Origin of the sequence: Nonomuraea sp. NPDC050310, from assembly GCF_040655795.1 — a bacterium.
GTDB lineage: Bacteria > Actinomycetota > Actinomycetes > Streptosporangiales > Streptosporangiaceae > Nonomuraea.
In genome coordinates this window covers 706,840-721,471 of record NZ_JBFAKP010000003.1, presented here as the reverse complement: position 1 = coordinate 721,471, position 14,632 = coordinate 706,840, and the positions used below count along the sequence as shown (strand labels likewise).

General features: G+C 72.0%; 13 protein-coding genes. 9 read left to right on the top strand and 4 right to left on the bottom strand.

The annotated features are described in order from the left end of the window. Together AB0I67_RS12920 and AB0I67_RS12915 are read right to left on the bottom strand one after the other, a co-directional pair. Positions 1 to 728 (bottom strand): hypothetical protein (locus tag AB0I67_RS12920; RefSeq protein WP_357922141.1); only part of this gene is annotated, 728 nt, incomplete at its 3' end. 58 nt (positions 729 to 786) lie between these two features. Next, positions 787 to 2,142 (bottom strand): hypothetical protein, encoded by a 1,356-nt coding sequence (locus AB0I67_RS12915; protein WP_357922139.1) that lies wholly within the window; start codon positions 2,140 to 2,142, stop codon positions 787 to 789. 80 nt (positions 2,143 to 2,222) lie between these two features. Here AB0I67_RS12915 and AB0I67_RS12910 point away from each other — a divergent pair, with 80 nt between their 5' ends. The 4 genes from AB0I67_RS12910 to AB0I67_RS12895 all read left to right on the top strand — a co-directional run bounded on the left by AB0I67_RS12910 (position 2,223) and on the right by AB0I67_RS12895 (position 6,335). Next, positions 2,223 to 2,873 carry a response regulator transcription factor gene (locus tag AB0I67_RS12910; RefSeq protein WP_357922196.1) on the top strand — a complete coding sequence of 217 codons (651 nt, stop codon included), beginning with the start codon at positions 2,223 to 2,225 and terminating at the stop codon, positions 2,871 to 2,873. Further along, positions 2,870 to 4,018 carry a HAMP domain-containing sensor histidine kinase gene (locus tag AB0I67_RS12905; RefSeq protein WP_357922136.1) on the top strand — a complete coding sequence of 383 codons (1,149 nt, stop codon included), beginning with the start codon at positions 2,870 to 2,872 and terminating at the stop codon, positions 4,016 to 4,018. The genes AB0I67_RS12910 and AB0I67_RS12905 overlap by 4 nt, the downstream gene beginning before the upstream one ends. A gap of 112 nt (positions 4,019 to 4,130) precedes the next feature. Then, the gene (locus AB0I67_RS12900) at positions 4,131 to 5,231 is read left to right on the top strand and encodes a spherulation-specific family 4 protein (RefSeq protein ID WP_357922134.1); all 1,101 of its coding nucleotides are present in this window, start codon (positions 4,131 to 4,133) and stop codon (positions 5,229 to 5,231) included. Positions 5,232 to 5,306: 75 nt separating this feature from the next. After that, complete coding sequence (locus AB0I67_RS12895; RefSeq protein WP_357922132.1) at positions 5,307 to 6,335, top strand: DUF418 domain-containing protein; 1,029 nt, start codon at positions 5,307 to 5,309, stop codon at positions 6,333 to 6,335. Here the strand turns inward: AB0I67_RS12895 and AB0I67_RS12890 are convergent. After that, the gene (locus AB0I67_RS12890; RefSeq protein WP_357922129.1) at positions 6,288 to 6,812 is read right to left on the bottom strand and encodes a TetR/AcrR family transcriptional regulator; all 525 of its coding nucleotides are present in this window, start codon (positions 6,810 to 6,812) and stop codon (positions 6,288 to 6,290) included. The genes AB0I67_RS12895 and AB0I67_RS12890 overlap by 48 nt on opposite strands. Before the next feature lie 75 nt (positions 6,813 to 6,887). On the opposite strand from AB0I67_RS12890, the gene AB0I67_RS12885 reads away from it, so the two are divergent. After that, complete coding sequence (locus tag AB0I67_RS12885) at positions 6,888 to 8,093, top strand: FAD-dependent monooxygenase (protein WP_357922127.1); 1,206 nt, start codon at positions 6,888 to 6,890, stop codon at positions 8,091 to 8,093. 2 nt (positions 8,094 to 8,095) lie between these two features. Here AB0I67_RS12885 and AB0I67_RS12880 read toward each other — a convergent pair whose 3' ends face one another. Further along, entirely contained in the window at positions 8,096 to 9,211 is a 1,116-nt protein-coding gene (locus tag AB0I67_RS12880) for a CaiB/BaiF CoA-transferase family protein (RefSeq protein WP_357922124.1), read from the bottom strand. Positions 9,212 to 9,411: 200 nt separating this feature from the next. Here AB0I67_RS12880 and AB0I67_RS12875 point away from each other — a divergent pair, with 200 nt between their 5' ends. The 4 genes from AB0I67_RS12875 to AB0I67_RS12860 all read left to right on the top strand — a co-directional run bounded on the left by AB0I67_RS12875 (position 9,412) and on the right by AB0I67_RS12860 (position 14,622). Beyond that, the gene (locus AB0I67_RS12875) at positions 9,412 to 10,902 is read left to right on the top strand and encodes a serine/threonine-protein kinase (RefSeq protein WP_357922121.1); all 1,491 of its coding nucleotides are present in this window, start codon (positions 9,412 to 9,414) and stop codon (positions 10,900 to 10,902) included. 71 nt (positions 10,903 to 10,973) lie between these two features. After that, a complete protein-coding gene (locus AB0I67_RS12870) occupies positions 10,974 to 11,906 on the top strand; it encodes an NAD(P)-dependent oxidoreductase (RefSeq protein WP_357922118.1) in 933 nt (310 codons plus the stop codon). A 93-nt stretch (positions 11,907 to 11,999) separates the two neighbouring features. Next, positions 12,000 to 13,358 (top strand): FAD-binding oxidoreductase, encoded by a 1,359-nt coding sequence (locus tag AB0I67_RS12865; protein ID WP_357922115.1) that lies wholly within the window; start codon positions 12,000 to 12,002, stop codon positions 13,356 to 13,358. A 4-nt stretch (positions 13,359 to 13,362) separates the two neighbouring features. Then, positions 13,363 to 14,622: a class I SAM-dependent methyltransferase gene (locus AB0I67_RS12860; RefSeq protein WP_357922112.1), complete on the top strand. Its 1,260-nt coding sequence runs from the start codon at positions 13,363 to 13,365 to the stop codon at positions 14,620 to 14,622. Positions 14,623 to 14,632: the final 10 nt, after the last annotated feature.

The following is a 14,632-nucleotide window of genomic DNA, read 5'->3' as shown; positions in this document are numbered from 1 at the left end:
GGCGGGGTGGCGCAGGTGACCGTGTAGGTGGCGCGGCCGGAGTCGTGGCCGTTGCCGAGCAGGTCGATGGCCCGCCAGCCGGTGCCGGTCGCCGAGAGGCCGAGCGTGGAGGTGAGGGTCTTGCTGCGGGGTGCGCCGGCGGGGAAGTCGGCGTACTCGACGCGGCTTTGGCCGGCGGCGCTGTCGATCCAGCGGTAGGCGATGCGGGCCGGGGTGTGCGAGACCTGGATGGTGCCGGTGAAGGTCACGGTGACCGGGCAGGTGGTGCCGCTGGTCGAGGCGGTGACGTGCGCGGCGGCGACGGTGGGCTGGCCGGCGGTGCCCTGGGGCAGCGGGGCGGCGGTGTCGTAGGTGGTCTCGCAGTCGACGGTGAAGTGGGCCTTCTTGGACAGGCCCTTCTGGCCGGCGATCTGGACGGCCTGCCAGCCGCGGATGGAGCGGTCGAAGGTCTGCCGGTCGCGGACCGTGGCCTTGCCGTTGAGGCGGATGGTTTTGGTCTTGCCCTTGCTGCCGTCTCCCCTGACCCAGCGGTACCGTACCGAGCCCTTGCCCACGAGGACCGCCGAGAAGCCGACGGTGGTGGGGCAGGTGCCTGAGTACGACCGAGGGCCGGCCTTCACCTTGGTGACCGCGACCTTCGCCGGTGCGGCGGCGGAGGCTGCTGCGGGGGGAACGGCCAGCAGGCTGCCGAGCAGGAACGCGCTCAGCAGCAGTGCTGTCCTCTTCACTTGGGGTCCCTTTCTCATGACACGAAGGGGTCCCATGCTGCTCAGGAGGGATTGCGGGTCACTTGGATCTCACTGGTGCGAAGGCCAGCGCCGCCCCCAGGCAGGCCAGCGGTACGGCAGGGAGCATGTACCGGTGGTCGAAGTCCATGGCCGCGATCGGCCCCAGGTAGAGGAAGAGCCCCACCGCCCAGGGCAGCGACGGCCGGCGCAGCGCGGCGGCCAGCATCACCAGGAAGAGCGGCCCGTGCAGCACGTACGGCCACGGCCAGGCCCCCAGCAGCCCCGACCACGGCTCGACCGAGCTCACCCCCCTGATCGACGGGTCGTACTCGGCCCGCACCTTGGCGACCAGCCCGAACTGCTCGGGCAGCCCCCACGACCCGACCGGCAGGTCGGTGAGGCTCGGCACCCGCTTGGGGTGGGCGACCGGGGTGAGCGACCAGGGCAGCGTCGCGTCCCGAGCGATGTCGGCCACGTAGTCGAACGGCTGGGCGGTGATGGCCGCGAGCGCGAAGCGGCGGGCGAGCGCGTTGTGCCGGAACCGGTCGCCGCCCAGCCGGTTGAGCGAGGCGCCGGGCGCCCACACGTACTCGGACGCGGCGTCGACCACGGTCCCGTTCGGGCAGAGCCGGGCCAGGTCGGCCGGCGGCCGGATGCGGGCGCAGTCGGCGAAGGTCATCGACCGGGCCCAGAGCGAGACCCCGTCCGCGCCGCTCAGCGCGAAGCGGCCGTGGTGCTGCTGGAACCAGGCGGCGTAGCCGAGCAGCGGCAGCCCACCGGCGATCAGCAACGCCACCAGGGGCCGCCACCCGGTCCGCTTGACCAGCAGGTACAGCCCGAACAGGCCGAGCAGCGGCACCGCCGCCGAGCGCACCAGCCCGGCGCAGGCGATCAGCACGCCGGCGAGGGCCGCGTTGACCATGCTCAGCCGCCACAGCAGCACGGTCACCGCGCCCACGAGCAGCACGATCAGCAGTGACTCCGACAGGATCGCGTGCTCGATCCGCAGGAAGGCCGGGTCGAACAGCACCGGGACCGCCGCCAGGCAGGCGCCCCACGCGGGCAGCCGCCGCCGCCGCAGCAGCGCGTACGTGAGCACCGCGACCCCGAGCCCGAGCCCGTGCTGGACCCCGGCGATCAGCCGTACCGACCCGAAGGGGGACAGCACCGCCAGGAACGCCGGGTACCCGGCCGGGTGGAACGCTCCAGACGGCTTGAGATGCAGCGCCGTGTCCAGGTAGCTAAAGGAGTCGTACCAGAACAGCTCGGCGCTCTCGTAGCCGAGCATCACCACGATCCGCAGCAATGCCCCGGCCGCCAGCAGCACGGCGAAGGCCCGGTGGCCGGATCGGCGGGGCAGGGTGGCGACGCCGGTCGGCGCACGTCTGGTCAGCAACATGACCAGCAAGTCCACCCATATGCCCATAACCCGGCCGTTACCAAAACTGGTTACGCTCGCGTTACGTCGGACAGGCCATGATCACGGGGGACGTGGTGCGGATTCTGATCGCGGAGGATGAGCGGATGCTCGCCGACTCGCTGGCCGAGGGCTTGCGGGCCGAGGCGCTGGCGGTGGACGTCGCCAACGACGGCGCCGCGGCGCTCGAGCGGCTGGCGGTGCACGACTACGACGTGCTCATCCTCGACCGGGACCTGCCGGAGGTGCACGGCGACGAGGTCTGCCGCCGGGTGGCCGGCGGCCTGGTGCGCATCCTGATGCTGACCGCCTCGGGGGAGGTTCAGGCGCGGGTGACCGGGTTGTCGCTCGGCGCCGACGACTACCTGCCCAAGCCGTTCGCCTTCGAGGAGTTGCTGGCGCGGGTGCACGCGCTGGGCCGGCGGGCGCGCCCGGCCGATCCGCCGGTGCTGGAGTGGGCCGGGCTTACCCTCGACCGGGGGCTGCGGCAGGTCTTCCGCGACGGCCGCTACGTGCCGCTGGCGCGCAAGGAGTTCGGGGTGCTGGCCGAGCTGATGCGGGCGCGCGGCGCGGTCGTCTCGGCAGAGGAACTGCTGGAGAAGGTCTGGGACGAGCACATCGACCCGTTCACCAACACCGTCCGCACGACCATGGTGAAGCTGCGCCGCAAGCTGGGCGAGCCGCAGGTGATCGAGACCGTCACCGGCGTGGGGTACCGGCTCGGATGAGCGTCCGGCTGCGTTTCGCCCTCGCCTGCGGAGGGCTGTTCCTGGTGCTGGGCGGGCTGCTGCTCGGCGGGCTGTACTTCCTGGTGCGGTCCCAGCTCGAACCCGTGCCCGGCTGGCGCAACCCCGAGTACGTCCTGGCCGGCGACCGGATCTATCCGCGGAACTCGCGCGGCTGGGAGGTCGCCAACCTGCGCGGCGTCCAGATCCGCCGCCTCTACCAGGCGCACACCCTGGAGGCCGTGCGCAACGTCGGCCTGGTCGCGCTGGCCGGCGGCAGCGGGCTGGCCACCTTCCTCGGCTGGCGGCTGTCGGCCGTGGTGATGCGCCCGCTGCGGCAGATCACCCGCACCGCCCGCCAAGTCGCCCAGTCGCACGACCTGACCGACCGGATCGACCACCGCGGGCCCCAGGACGAGATCAAGGAGCTGGCCGACACCTTCGACACCATGCTCGCCCGGCTGTCGCGGGCCTTCGACGCGCAGCGCCGCTTCGTCGCCAATGCCTCGCACGAGCTGCGCACCCCGCTGGCGATCAACCGCACGCTGGTCGACGTCGCCGTGCGCCGGCCCGGCGCCCCCGAGGAGGTGCGGCGGCTCGGCGAGTCGCTGCTGGTGGTCAACGAGCGGCACGAACGGCTCATCGGCGGTCTGCTGGCCCTGGCCGAGGGCGAGCAGGAGGTGCTCGACCGGCGCGCCTTCGACCTGTCCGACGTGGTCGAGCACGCCCTCGACCTGGCGGCGGGGGAGGCGGCCGGGCGGGAGGTCCGGCTGCACCGCCTGCTCGACGCCGGCCCGGTCGAGGGCGACCCCGTGCTGGTGGAGCGGCTGGTCCAGAACCTCGTGGAGAACGGCGTCCGGCACAACCAGCCGGGCGGCGAGGTCTGGGTGACCACCCGGCAGCGCCAGGACCGGGTGGAGCTCGTCGTCGCCAACACCGGGCTGCCGGTCCAGCCGTACGAGCTGGAGTCGATCTTCCAGCCGTTCCGGCGGCTGCACGGCGACCGGGTCAACTCCGACCGGGGGACCGGGCTGGGCATGTCCATCGTCAAGACGATCGCCGAGGCGCACGGCGGCGTCGTCCACGCCACGGCGCGCGAGGAGGGCGGGCTCACCGTCACGGTCGAGCTGCCGGCGGCTCCGGCCTGACTTGAGGCTTTGCCGTACTTTCTCGGTGTTTGTTCACCGGGCGCGAGATCGCCGCAGAGGGTAACGTCGTGTTCTCTTTCGGTGATCACCCCGCGTGGAGGCCGGACTCCCCATGAGACACAGACCCCTGCTCGCCGTGCTGGCCGCGCTCGCGCTGCTCGCGCCCGCCGCGCCCGCCCGGGCGGCCGCGCCGCACCAGCTCGCCGGCGTGCCCGCCTACTGGGCGCCCGACGCGCACCCCGAGGAGTTCGTACGGCTGGCGCAGAACGTGCCGGCCGTGGAGCTCGTCGTGGTCAACGGCTCGGCCAGCCGCGCCGAGTCGCCCTTCGACCCGGCCTGGGCCTCGGCCGTCTCCACGCTGCACGACGCCGGGATCAACGTCCTGGCCTACGTGGACACCGGCTACCTGGGCACCACCGGCCACCTCACCCGCACCGGCAGCACGGCAGCCGCCGACTGGATCGCCCAGGCCAAGGCCGACATCGACGAGTGGTACCAGCTCTACGGCCCGGCCGGGCTCGACGGCGTCTTCCTCGACCAGACCGTGGCGAGCTGCGACCAGGCCGACGCCTACGCCGAGCTCAGCGACCACCTCAGCGCCGGGCACCCGCGCGACATGGTGGTGATCAACCCCGGCGTCGGCGTCGGCCAGTGCTACGAGCCGATCGCCGACGTCATCGTCTCCTTCGAGAACACCTGGGCGGCCTACCAGGCGCACGTGCCGCTGGCCTGGGAGACGGCCCACCCGGACCCGCGCAAGTTCTGGCACCTCGTGCACGACGCCCCCGACGCCGCGGCGATGGCGGCGGCGGTGGCCCGGAGCAAGGCCAACAACGCGGGCTACGTCTACGTCACCGACGACACCCTGCACGCCGGCGGCTTCCCGTGGGACTCCTTCCCTGCCTACTGGCACGCCGAGCTGGCGGCGCTGGCCGGGGTGGCCGACACCGTGCCGCCCGATCCGCCGCACGGGTTCACCGCCTCGGTCCAGCCGGGGGTGGTGGAGCTGAGCTGGCGCAACCCCTACGACAACGTGGCCGTCGCCGACTACGAGGTGGTCAACGGGTCGGTCTCGCTCGGCACCTGCTACCCGAACCGGTTCCGGGTGACCGGGCTGGCCGCCGGGACGACGTATCGCTTCAAGGTCAGAGCCCGCGACGTTTCCGGAAATATCGGCCAATATCGGGCGATAACGGTGACCACCCCGTCCTAACGACCGGTCCGCAAGCGCCGTGATCGGCTTTTCGGCCGATCCGGCGCTCCGGGGCGGCGGCGCACGATCCATGGCATGTCTCGACCCCCCTCCCCGTCGCGGCGCCGGATCGCCGAACTGGACGTCCTGCGCGGCTTCGCGCTCTGCGGCATCGTGCTCGCCAACATCCACCCCATCGCCGGCGGCCCGCCCGAGCCCGAACCGGCGTGGATGGGCCTGCTCGTGCACCAGCGCTTCTTCCCGATCTTCTCCCTGCTCTTCGGCGTCGGCTTCTCGCTGCTCCTGGAGTCGGCGGCCCGCCGTACCAGCAGTCCCCGGCTGGTGCTGGTGCGCCGGTTCGGGGCGCTGCTGGCGCTGGGCCTGGTCCACCTGTTCGGGTTGTGGCCGGGCGACATCCTGACCTTCTACGCCGCCCTCGGGCTGCTCGTGCTGCTGCCCTCCACCTGGCTGCCCCGCCCCGCCGTGGCGGCGCTGGGCACGGCCCTGGTGATCGCCTCGGTCGTCGCGGGCGGCGAGCGCCTGCTGATGATCTCCGGGCTGTTCCTGTGCGGCTCGGCGCTGACCCGCTACGGGGTGATCGCCCGGCTGGGGGAGTCGGCGCGCGGCATCGCCATGACCGGGCTCATCCTCGCCGCGGGCGCGGCGGTCGCGGTGGAGATCCAGTTCTCCGGCGGCGGCGACCCCGGCTTCGGCCGCCGCCTCGCGGTCGCGGGGCTGTTGGCAGGCGGGGTGTACGTGTGCGGGCTGCTGCTCCTGCTCAAGACGCCCGCGCGGGGCTTCCTGCGGGCGCTGTTCGAGCCGCTGGGCCGGACCGCGCTCACCGGCTACCTGGCCGCCACCGTGCTCGTGCTGGCCGTCGACCGGGTGATCGGAGTGGACGTGCCGTTCTGGGCGCTGGCCGCGGGCATCCTGGTGGTCGAATGGCTCTTCGCCACGCTCTGGCTGAGCCGCTTCCGCCAGGGTCCGGTGGAGTGGCTCTGGCGCTGGGCCACCTGGGCCGAACGCCCGCCGCTCCGCCGCCTCCCGGCGGCCGAGGGTCCGCCCCTGCGGAGCCGGTCAGAGGCCGAGAGCGGCGAGGGCGGCCTCGACCGCGAGCGGCCGTAGCTCCTCGGCCGGGATGTGCGCGAACTGCACGGTGATGTCCTGGATGCCGCCCAGGGCCATCACCGCGCGCGCCTGCTGGGCGAGGGTCGGCTCGGGGCCGAGCAGCAACGCGCCCAGCCGCTCCCGCCACTGGATGACCAGGTCGATCAGCCCGAGTTCGGTCAGCGTGCTGAGCTCGCCCAGCAGCATGGCCGTGTCCTCGCGGTGGGCGTAGTTGAAGTCGAAGAAGGCGCCCAGCAGTTCCTCGGGCGGCACCGGCCCGCCGGCCTCCAGCCGGGTCAGCAGCGAGGCGCCGTTCTCCACGATCGGCAGCACGATGCTGCGGACCAGGTCCTCGCGCGAGGTGAAGTGGTAGTAGAGCGCCGGCTTGGTGATCCCGAGCGCGTCGGCGATCTCCTGGAGGCTGGTCTTCTGCACGCCCTGCCGGGCGAACAGCTCGCGGGCCGCCTGCTGGATGCGCTGCTTGGTGCTCGACACCGGCTCAGGATAGCTGACTTAACGGAAAGTAAGTGGGCGTGCTACCGTCTTACTTAACGTTAAGTAAGGAGCGCTATGAAGAGCATCCTGATCTCCGGCGCGAGCGTCGCCGGCCCCGTCCTGGCCTACTGGCTGGCCCGGTACGGCTTCGACGTCACCGTCGTCGAGCGCGCGCCGGCGCTCCGCAAGACCGGCGGCCACGCCGTCGACCTGTTCCGCCCGGCCATGGAGATCTCCGAACGCATGGGCGTGCTGCCCCGGATCGAGGCGGCTGCGACCGGCGCCACCCGGATGAGCGTGGTCCGCGAAGGCCGGCGCAAGGCGGTCGACGTCGACCTGGGCAAGATCTTCCAGGCCACCTCCGACCGGCACGTCGAGATCATGCGCGACGACCTCGCCGAGATCTACTACGACGCGGGCAAGGACCACGCCCGCTACCTCTTCGGCGACTCGATCACCCGCATCGGCCCGGACGGCGAGGCCGAGTTCGAGCGCTCGGCCCCCGGCCGCTACGACGTGATCATCGGAGCCGACGGGCTGCACTCCACCGTGCGGCGGCTGGTCTTCGGCGAGGTGCCCGAGCACCACGTCGGCGGCTACCTCGCCGTCCTGTCGCTGCCCAAGGACCTCGCCGCGGCCGGCGAGGCGCACTCCCGCCTGCACGTGGGCGTCAACCGCGCGGCCGCCCTCTACACCGCGCGCACCCTGCCCGACGCCCGCGCGGTCTTCCTGTTCAACCGCCCCGAGCCGCTCGACTACCACCACCGCGACGTGCCCCGGCAGAAGGAACTGCTGCGCCAGGCGTTCGCCGGCCTGAACCCCGAGGTGGACGGCTGGCTGGCCCGCCTCGACGGCGACGGGGCCTTCTACTTCGACTCCATCACCCAGCTCCGGCTCGACTCCTGGTCACGCGGCCGGGTGACGCTGGCCGGCGACGCGGGCTACTGCCCGGGACCGGCCGTCGGCGGCAGCACCAGCCTGGCGGTGGTGGGCGCCTACGTGCTGGCCGGCGAACTGGCCGAGGCGGGCGGCGACCACGAGGCGGCCTTCCAGGCCTACGAGCGGCAGGTCCTGCCGCTCGTGCAGGCCAGCCGCAAGTTCGCGCTCGGCGCGGCCAAGACGCTCATCCCGGGCTCCCGCGCCGCCGTCTGGGGCCTGGTCAACGGGGCCCGCGTCGCCGCCGCGCTGCCCGCCGGCGTCAGCCGTACCCTCGCGAAACTGAACTCCAAGGGCCTGCGGCTGCACGACTCGATGCCGGTCAGGGACTACGCGGCGGGCTGAGCTCAGGCCAGCACGCCGCCGTCGCGCAGCCGGGCGGCCTCCTGCTCGTCCAGGCCCCAGGCGCTCAGGTCGGTCAGCCGGGTGGCCGGCGACAGGTCGGGCAGGGGCGTGCCGAGCAGCCGGGGCGCCGGGCGCGGCTGGCTGGTCCCGCCGACCTCGACGAAGGACTCGCGGGCGACGTTGTGCGGGTGCTCGGCCGCCTCGGCCATGGACAGCACCGGCGAGACGCAGGCGTCGGTGCCGTCGAAGATCTTCTCCCACTCGGCGCGGGTGCGCTTCCCGAACTCCTCGGCCAGCCGCTCGCGCAGGGCCGGCCACTGCGCGGGGTCGTCGCGGTCGGGCAGGTCGTCCACGCCCATCAGGCCGGTCATCGCCGCCCAGAACTGCGGCTCCAGCGAGCCGACGGCCAGGAAGCCGCCGTCGGCGGTCTCGTAGGTGTCGTACTGCGGAGCCCCGGTGTCGAGCAGGTTGGTGCCGCGCGGCCCCCAGTGCCCGCTCCGCGCGGCCTGGTGGAACATGGCGAACAACACCGACGCGCCGTCCACCATGGCCGCGTCGATCACCCGCCCCCGACCGGTGCGCTCTCGCTCCAGCAACGCCAGCAGCACCCCGTAGGCCAGCATCAGCCCGCCCCCGGCGAAGTCGCCCAGGATGTTGATCGGCGGCGTCGGCTTCTCCCCGGCCCGGCCGAGCAGGGACAGCACGCCGGAGACGGCGATGTAGTCGATGTCGTGCCCGGCGGTCGGCGCCAGCGGCCCGTCCTGGCCCCAGCCGGTCATCCGTCCGTAGACCAGGCGCGGGTTGACCGCGTGCAGGTCCTCGGGACCGATGCCGAGCCGCTCGGCGACGCCCGGCCGGAACACCTCGATCACCACGTCGGCCCGCTCGGCGAGCCTGCGGAAGGCCGCGGCGCCGTCGGGCGACTTGAGGTCGAGGCCGATCGTGCGCTTGCCGCGGTCCATGACGTCGCGGCGCGGCCGGTCGTTCACGGCCGCCACCCGGTCCACGCGCAGCACCTCGGCCCCGTGGTCGGCCAGCATCATCCCGGCGAACGGCCCCGGCGCCAGCCCGGCCAGCTCCAGCACGCGCACCCCGGCCAGCGGTCCCTGACGCTCCATCGGGCACTCCCCTTCAGTCTGGTACGGCTGCCGCAAATGCCAGAACAATATTCTTATCCCCGATGCCGCGCCTACCCCGCAGCGACACTGACAAGGCGGGATTTCTCCCCGTTACCCGAGAGCGGGAAGATCCGCCCGGTGCGCACAGCACGCGCGCCACGCGTGTGGGAAACTTTTCCCCTTGTCGCGGAGGTTTCGGAATGGTTGGACGGATTGTCGCCGGGCGCTACCAGTTGCGGAGCGAGCTGGGGCGGGGTGGCATGGGTGTGGTGTGGGAGGGCCATGACACCCTCCTCGACCGGCCGATCGCGGTCAAGGAGGTGCTGCTCTCCGCCGGGCTGCCCGACCTCGACCGCGAGCGGCAGTTGCTGCGCACGGCCCGGGAGGCCCGCAACGCCGCCAAGCTGAACCACCCCTCGGTCGTGGCGATCTACGACGTGGTCGAGGAGGACGGCCGGCCGTGGATCATCATGGAGCTGGTCCAGGGCCGCTCGGTGGAGGAGATCGTGGCCACGGCCGGCGCGCTGCCGGTCCGGCAGGCGGCCGACGTCGGCCGGCAACTGCTCGCGGCGCTGACCGCCGCGCACGAGGCCGGGATCATCCACCGGGACGTGAAGCCGAGCAACATCCTGCTCACCCCGGACGGCCGGGCCGTCCTGACCGACTTCGGCATCGCCACCGCCGAGGGCGACGCCTCGCTCACCTCCACCGGGATGGTGACCGGCTCGCCGGCCTTCCTCGCGCCCGAGCGGGTCTTCGCCGCCGAGGCCGGGCCGCCCTCCGACCTGTGGTCGCTGGGCGCCACCCTGTACGCCGCGCTGCTCGGCCGCTCGCCGTTCGAGCGGGGCGAGCCGATGGCCACGCTCACCGCGATGCTCAAGGAGGAGCCCGACTACCGGCGCATCCCGCCCGCGCTGCATCCGGTGCTCCAGGGGCTGATGATCAAGGACCCGGCGGCGCGGATCGGCGCGGCCGAGGCCGACCGGCTGCTGGCCGCGATCGGCAGCGTGGGCGCGCCGCCGCGGCCCGAGGGGCGGCCGGCCGGGCGCACGGTCCTGGCGCTCGCCGCGGCCGTGCTGGCGGTGGCGCTGGGCACGCTCGCCTTCGTGTTACTCCGGCCGCAGGCCGAGGGCGGTCCGGCGGTCGCGCAACGGGTCAGCACGGCGCCGTTGCCGCACCTGGCCGAGGAGACGCCGACGCCGACCGTCTCGGCCACGCCGACCCCGACGCCCACGCCGAGCCGTACGAGAGCCTTGGTCCGGACCTGGACCTCGCCGGACGGGTGGTCGATCGCGCGGCCGGTCGGCTGGGACGGGCGGCGGCGCGACTCCTACACCGAGTGGCTGAAGGCCGACAGGTCGGGGCATTTCAGCGTGCAGCAGCAGTACGCCACGCTGGACGTGAACCAGGTGCTCCAGGACGCGACCACGCTGCTGCCGGACGGGGTGCTGAACTCGCGCAAGCTGGGCGACGGCATGGTCGAGTGGGAGGCGCGCTGGACCGGGCCGACCGAGTCGGCGACCTGGGCGGCCGAGGGGCAGGTCTACCGGCAGCTCAGCCGGGCGGTGGTGGCCGGGGACACGGTCTACGTGTTGTCGTGGACCGCGCCGGAGGCGCAGTGGCGCAAGAGCCTGGCGCTGGGGCGCAAGGTCCTGGCCAGCTTCGTCCCGCCCGTCTCCAGCCAAGGCTGAGCCTCTTTGGGGGGCGGCGAGGCTGAGCCCGGCTCATGACGGGGGCCGGTGGGGCGTGCCAGGATCGCCCCATGACGCCGTGGCACGTGCTCGCCCTCCCGCCCCTCCCGCTGGATCTGCTCCGCAACGTCACCGCCCCGCTCGCCGGCCTGATCGAGCTGAGCGTGCCGGCCACCCGTGACCGCGCCGGGCTGCTGGCCGCGCTCCCCGACGCCGAGATCGTGCTCGGCGACTACACCGCCGAACTGGCCCTGGACGCCGAGGCGGTCAAGGCCGCCCCCCGCCTGGCCTTCGTGCAGCAGCCCAGCGTCGGCGTGGACGGCCACGACCTGGACGCGCTGGCCGCCGCCGGGATCCCCCTGGCCAACACCGCCGGCGTCAGCGCGGTCGCGGTCGCCGAATGGTGCCTGGCCGCGACCCTGGCGCTGCTGCGCAAGCTGGTGGCGGCCGACGCGGCGGTGCGGGCGGGGGAGTGGCCGCAGCTCACCCTCCAGCCGCGCGAGCTGTCCGGCTCGAAGGTGGGCCTGGTCGGCTACGGGCCGATCGGCCGCGAGTGCGAGCGGCTGTTCGCCGCCTTCGGCTGCGAGGTCACCCACTGGAGCCGCAGCTCGCAGCGGGAACCGCTGGAGACCCTCCTGGCCACCAGCGACGTCGTCGTGGTGGTGATCGCGCTGGCCGACGGCACCCGCGGCCTGGTCGACCCGGCCGTGATGAAGCCCGGCGCCGTGCTGGTCAACGCCGCCCGCGGCGGCATCGTCCGGGAGAGCGGCCTGGAGCACCTGGGCGGCGTCGCCCTCGACGTCTTCGAACGCGAGCCGCTCCCGGCCGCCGACCCGGTCCTTGAGCTGCCCAACACTCTGCTGTCCCCGCATGTCGCGGGGGTGACACCGCAGTCGACCATGAGACTGTTCGGGGTGGTGCTCGACAACCTGCGCGCCGCGGTCTCCGGGGAGCCTGTGGCGCATGTGCTCAATGGTGCGTCGCCGCAGGTGGACAGGCGCTGACCGCAAGTTTTCACGGCATTAACGACCCCGGTCTGTTCCATGGTGATTCAGAGAGATACGGTCAGACGGACGATCTCTTGGGGGTGGAGGCCTATGACGAACATGTCGACACACCAGAGGGCCGTTGAGCAGATCAGGCAGTCCTACGCGGAGATCCCGGAGGACTCGGCGCCACGGCTGGCCAAGGCCACCTCGAACCTGTTCAGGTTCCGGGACGGGGGCAAGGCCGCCAAGCTCTCGGCCCGTGACCTGGACGAGGTCATCTCGGTGGACCCGGCGACGATGACCGCCGAGGTGCAGGGGATGACCACCTACGAGCATCTGGTCGACGCCACCCTGCCCTACGGGCTCATGCCCACGGTGGTGCCGCAGCTCAAGACCATCACCCTGGGCGGGGCGGTGACCGGGCTCGGCATCGAGTCCACCAGCTTCCGCGACGGCCTGCCGCACGAGTCGGTCGAGGAGATGGAGATCCTCACCGGCGACGGGCGCATCCTGGTCGCCACCGACGACAACGAGCACCGCGACCTGTTCCGGGCCTTCGCCAACTCCTACGGCACCCTGGGCTACGCGCTGCGGCTGCGCATCAAGCTCAAGCCGGTCCAGCCGTACGTGCAGCTCACGCACCTGCGGTTCACCGACGCCGACAAGTCCATGCTGGCCATGCAGGAGATCTGCGAGACGATGCGGCACGACGGGGAGCCGGTCGACTTCGTGGACGGGGTCTTCTTCTCGCCGTCGGAGCTGTACATCACCGTCGGACGTTTCGCCGACCGCGCGCCGTACGTCTCGGACTACACCGGGATGCGCATCTACTACCAGTCGATCCGCTCGCGCAACCGCGACTGGCTGACCGTGCGCGACTACCTGTGGCGCTGGGACACCGACTGGTTCTGGTGCTCGCGCGCCTTCGGCGTGCAGCAGCCGGTCGTGCGCTCGCTGGTGCCGCGCCGCTACCTGCGCTCCGACGTCTACCGCAAGCTGGTGGCGCTGGACCGCAAGCACGGCGTCACCGCCCGCATCGACCGCTGGCGCAACCAGCCGGTGAGCGAGTCGGTCATCCAGGACATCGAGGTGCCGATCGAGCGGGGCGCGGAGTTCCTGTCGTTCTTCCACGACAAGGTGGGCATGACCCCGGTCTGGATGTGCCCGCTGCGCTCCGGCTCGGAGTGGCCGCTCTACCCGCTGGAGACCGGCAAGCTCTACGTCAACTTCGGCTTCTGGGGCACGGTCCCGCTGCCGCGCGGCCAGTTCGACGGCTACTACAACCGGCTCATCGAGAACGAGGTTCATGCCCTGGACGGGCATAAATCGCTGTACTCGACCTCTTTCTACCGTCGAGAGCAATTCTGGGAGCTCTACAACGGCGATGCGTATTGGAAGGTCAAGCGGGCGTACGACCCCGGGGGTCGCCTGCTGGACCTGTATGACAAGTGTGTGCGGGGAAGGTGAGCAGATGGCACTGGCGTCCATCTTCGAAAGAATCGTCGGCCCCGGGTCGGGTGTCGCGTTCATGGCCTACGACGGCAGCAAGGCCGGGCCGGACAGCGCGGACATCCGTCTCGAAGTGAAGTCCCCCATCGCGGTCGCCTACCTCGCCCAGGCACCGGGCGAGCTCGGGCTGGCGCGAGCCTACGTCTCCGGGCACCTCGACGTGCACGGCGACATGTACACCCTGCTCGACCGCATGTGGACCATCACCACCAACGACCTGTCCCTGAGCGAGAAGGTGGACGCCGTCCGCGCGCTCGGGATGAAGCCGCTGCTGATGCGGGTGCCGCCGCCCCCGCAGGAGGTACGGCAGAGCGCCCTGGCCAGGCTCGGCTCGCGGCACGCCAAGCAGCGTGACGCCGAGGCGATCCACCACCACTACGACGTGTCCAACCGGTTCTACCGCTGGGTGCTCGGCCCCTCGATGGCCTACACCTGCGCGTGTTTCCCCGACGAGGACGCCTCGCTGGAAGAGGCGCAGTACGCCAAGTTCGACCTGGTCGCCAAGAAGCTCGGCCTCAAGCCCGGCATGCGGCTGCTGGACGTCGGCTGCGGCTGGGGCGGCATGGTCATCCACGCCGCCCGCGAGTACGGCGTCAAGGCGCTCGGCGTCACCCTGTCCAAGCAGCAGGCCGAGTGGGCGCAGCAGGCGATCAAGGAGGCCGGGCTGGAGCACCTGGCCGAGGTCCGGCACATGGACTACCGCGACGTCACCGAGACCGGCTTCGACGCGGTCAGCTCCATCGGCCTGACCGAGCACATCGGCAAGGACAACCTGCCCGCCTACTTCTCCTTCCTGTACGGCAAGCTCAAGCAGGGCGGCCGGCTGCTCAACCACTGCATCACCCGGCCCACCGGCTCGGAGAAGACCTTCAACAAGGGCGGCTTCATCAACCGCTACGTCTTCCCCGACGGCGAGCTGGAGTCGGTGGGCTACCTGATCCGGCAGATGGAGGACCTCGGCTTCGAGATCCGCCACGAGGAGAACCTGCGCGAGCACTACGCCAAGACGCTCAAGTTCTGGTGCGACAACCTCGACGAGAACTGGGAGGACGCGGTCCAGGAGGTCGGCCTCGGCACGGCCCGCGTCTGGCGGTTGTACATGGCCGGCTGCATCGTCGGCTTCGAGCGCAACAAGGTGCAGCTGCACCAGGTGCTGGCCGTCAAGCTCGACGACCAGGCCCGGTCGGGCGTCCCGCTGCGCCCCGCCCTCGACTGGCCCTGAGTCTTTCGCA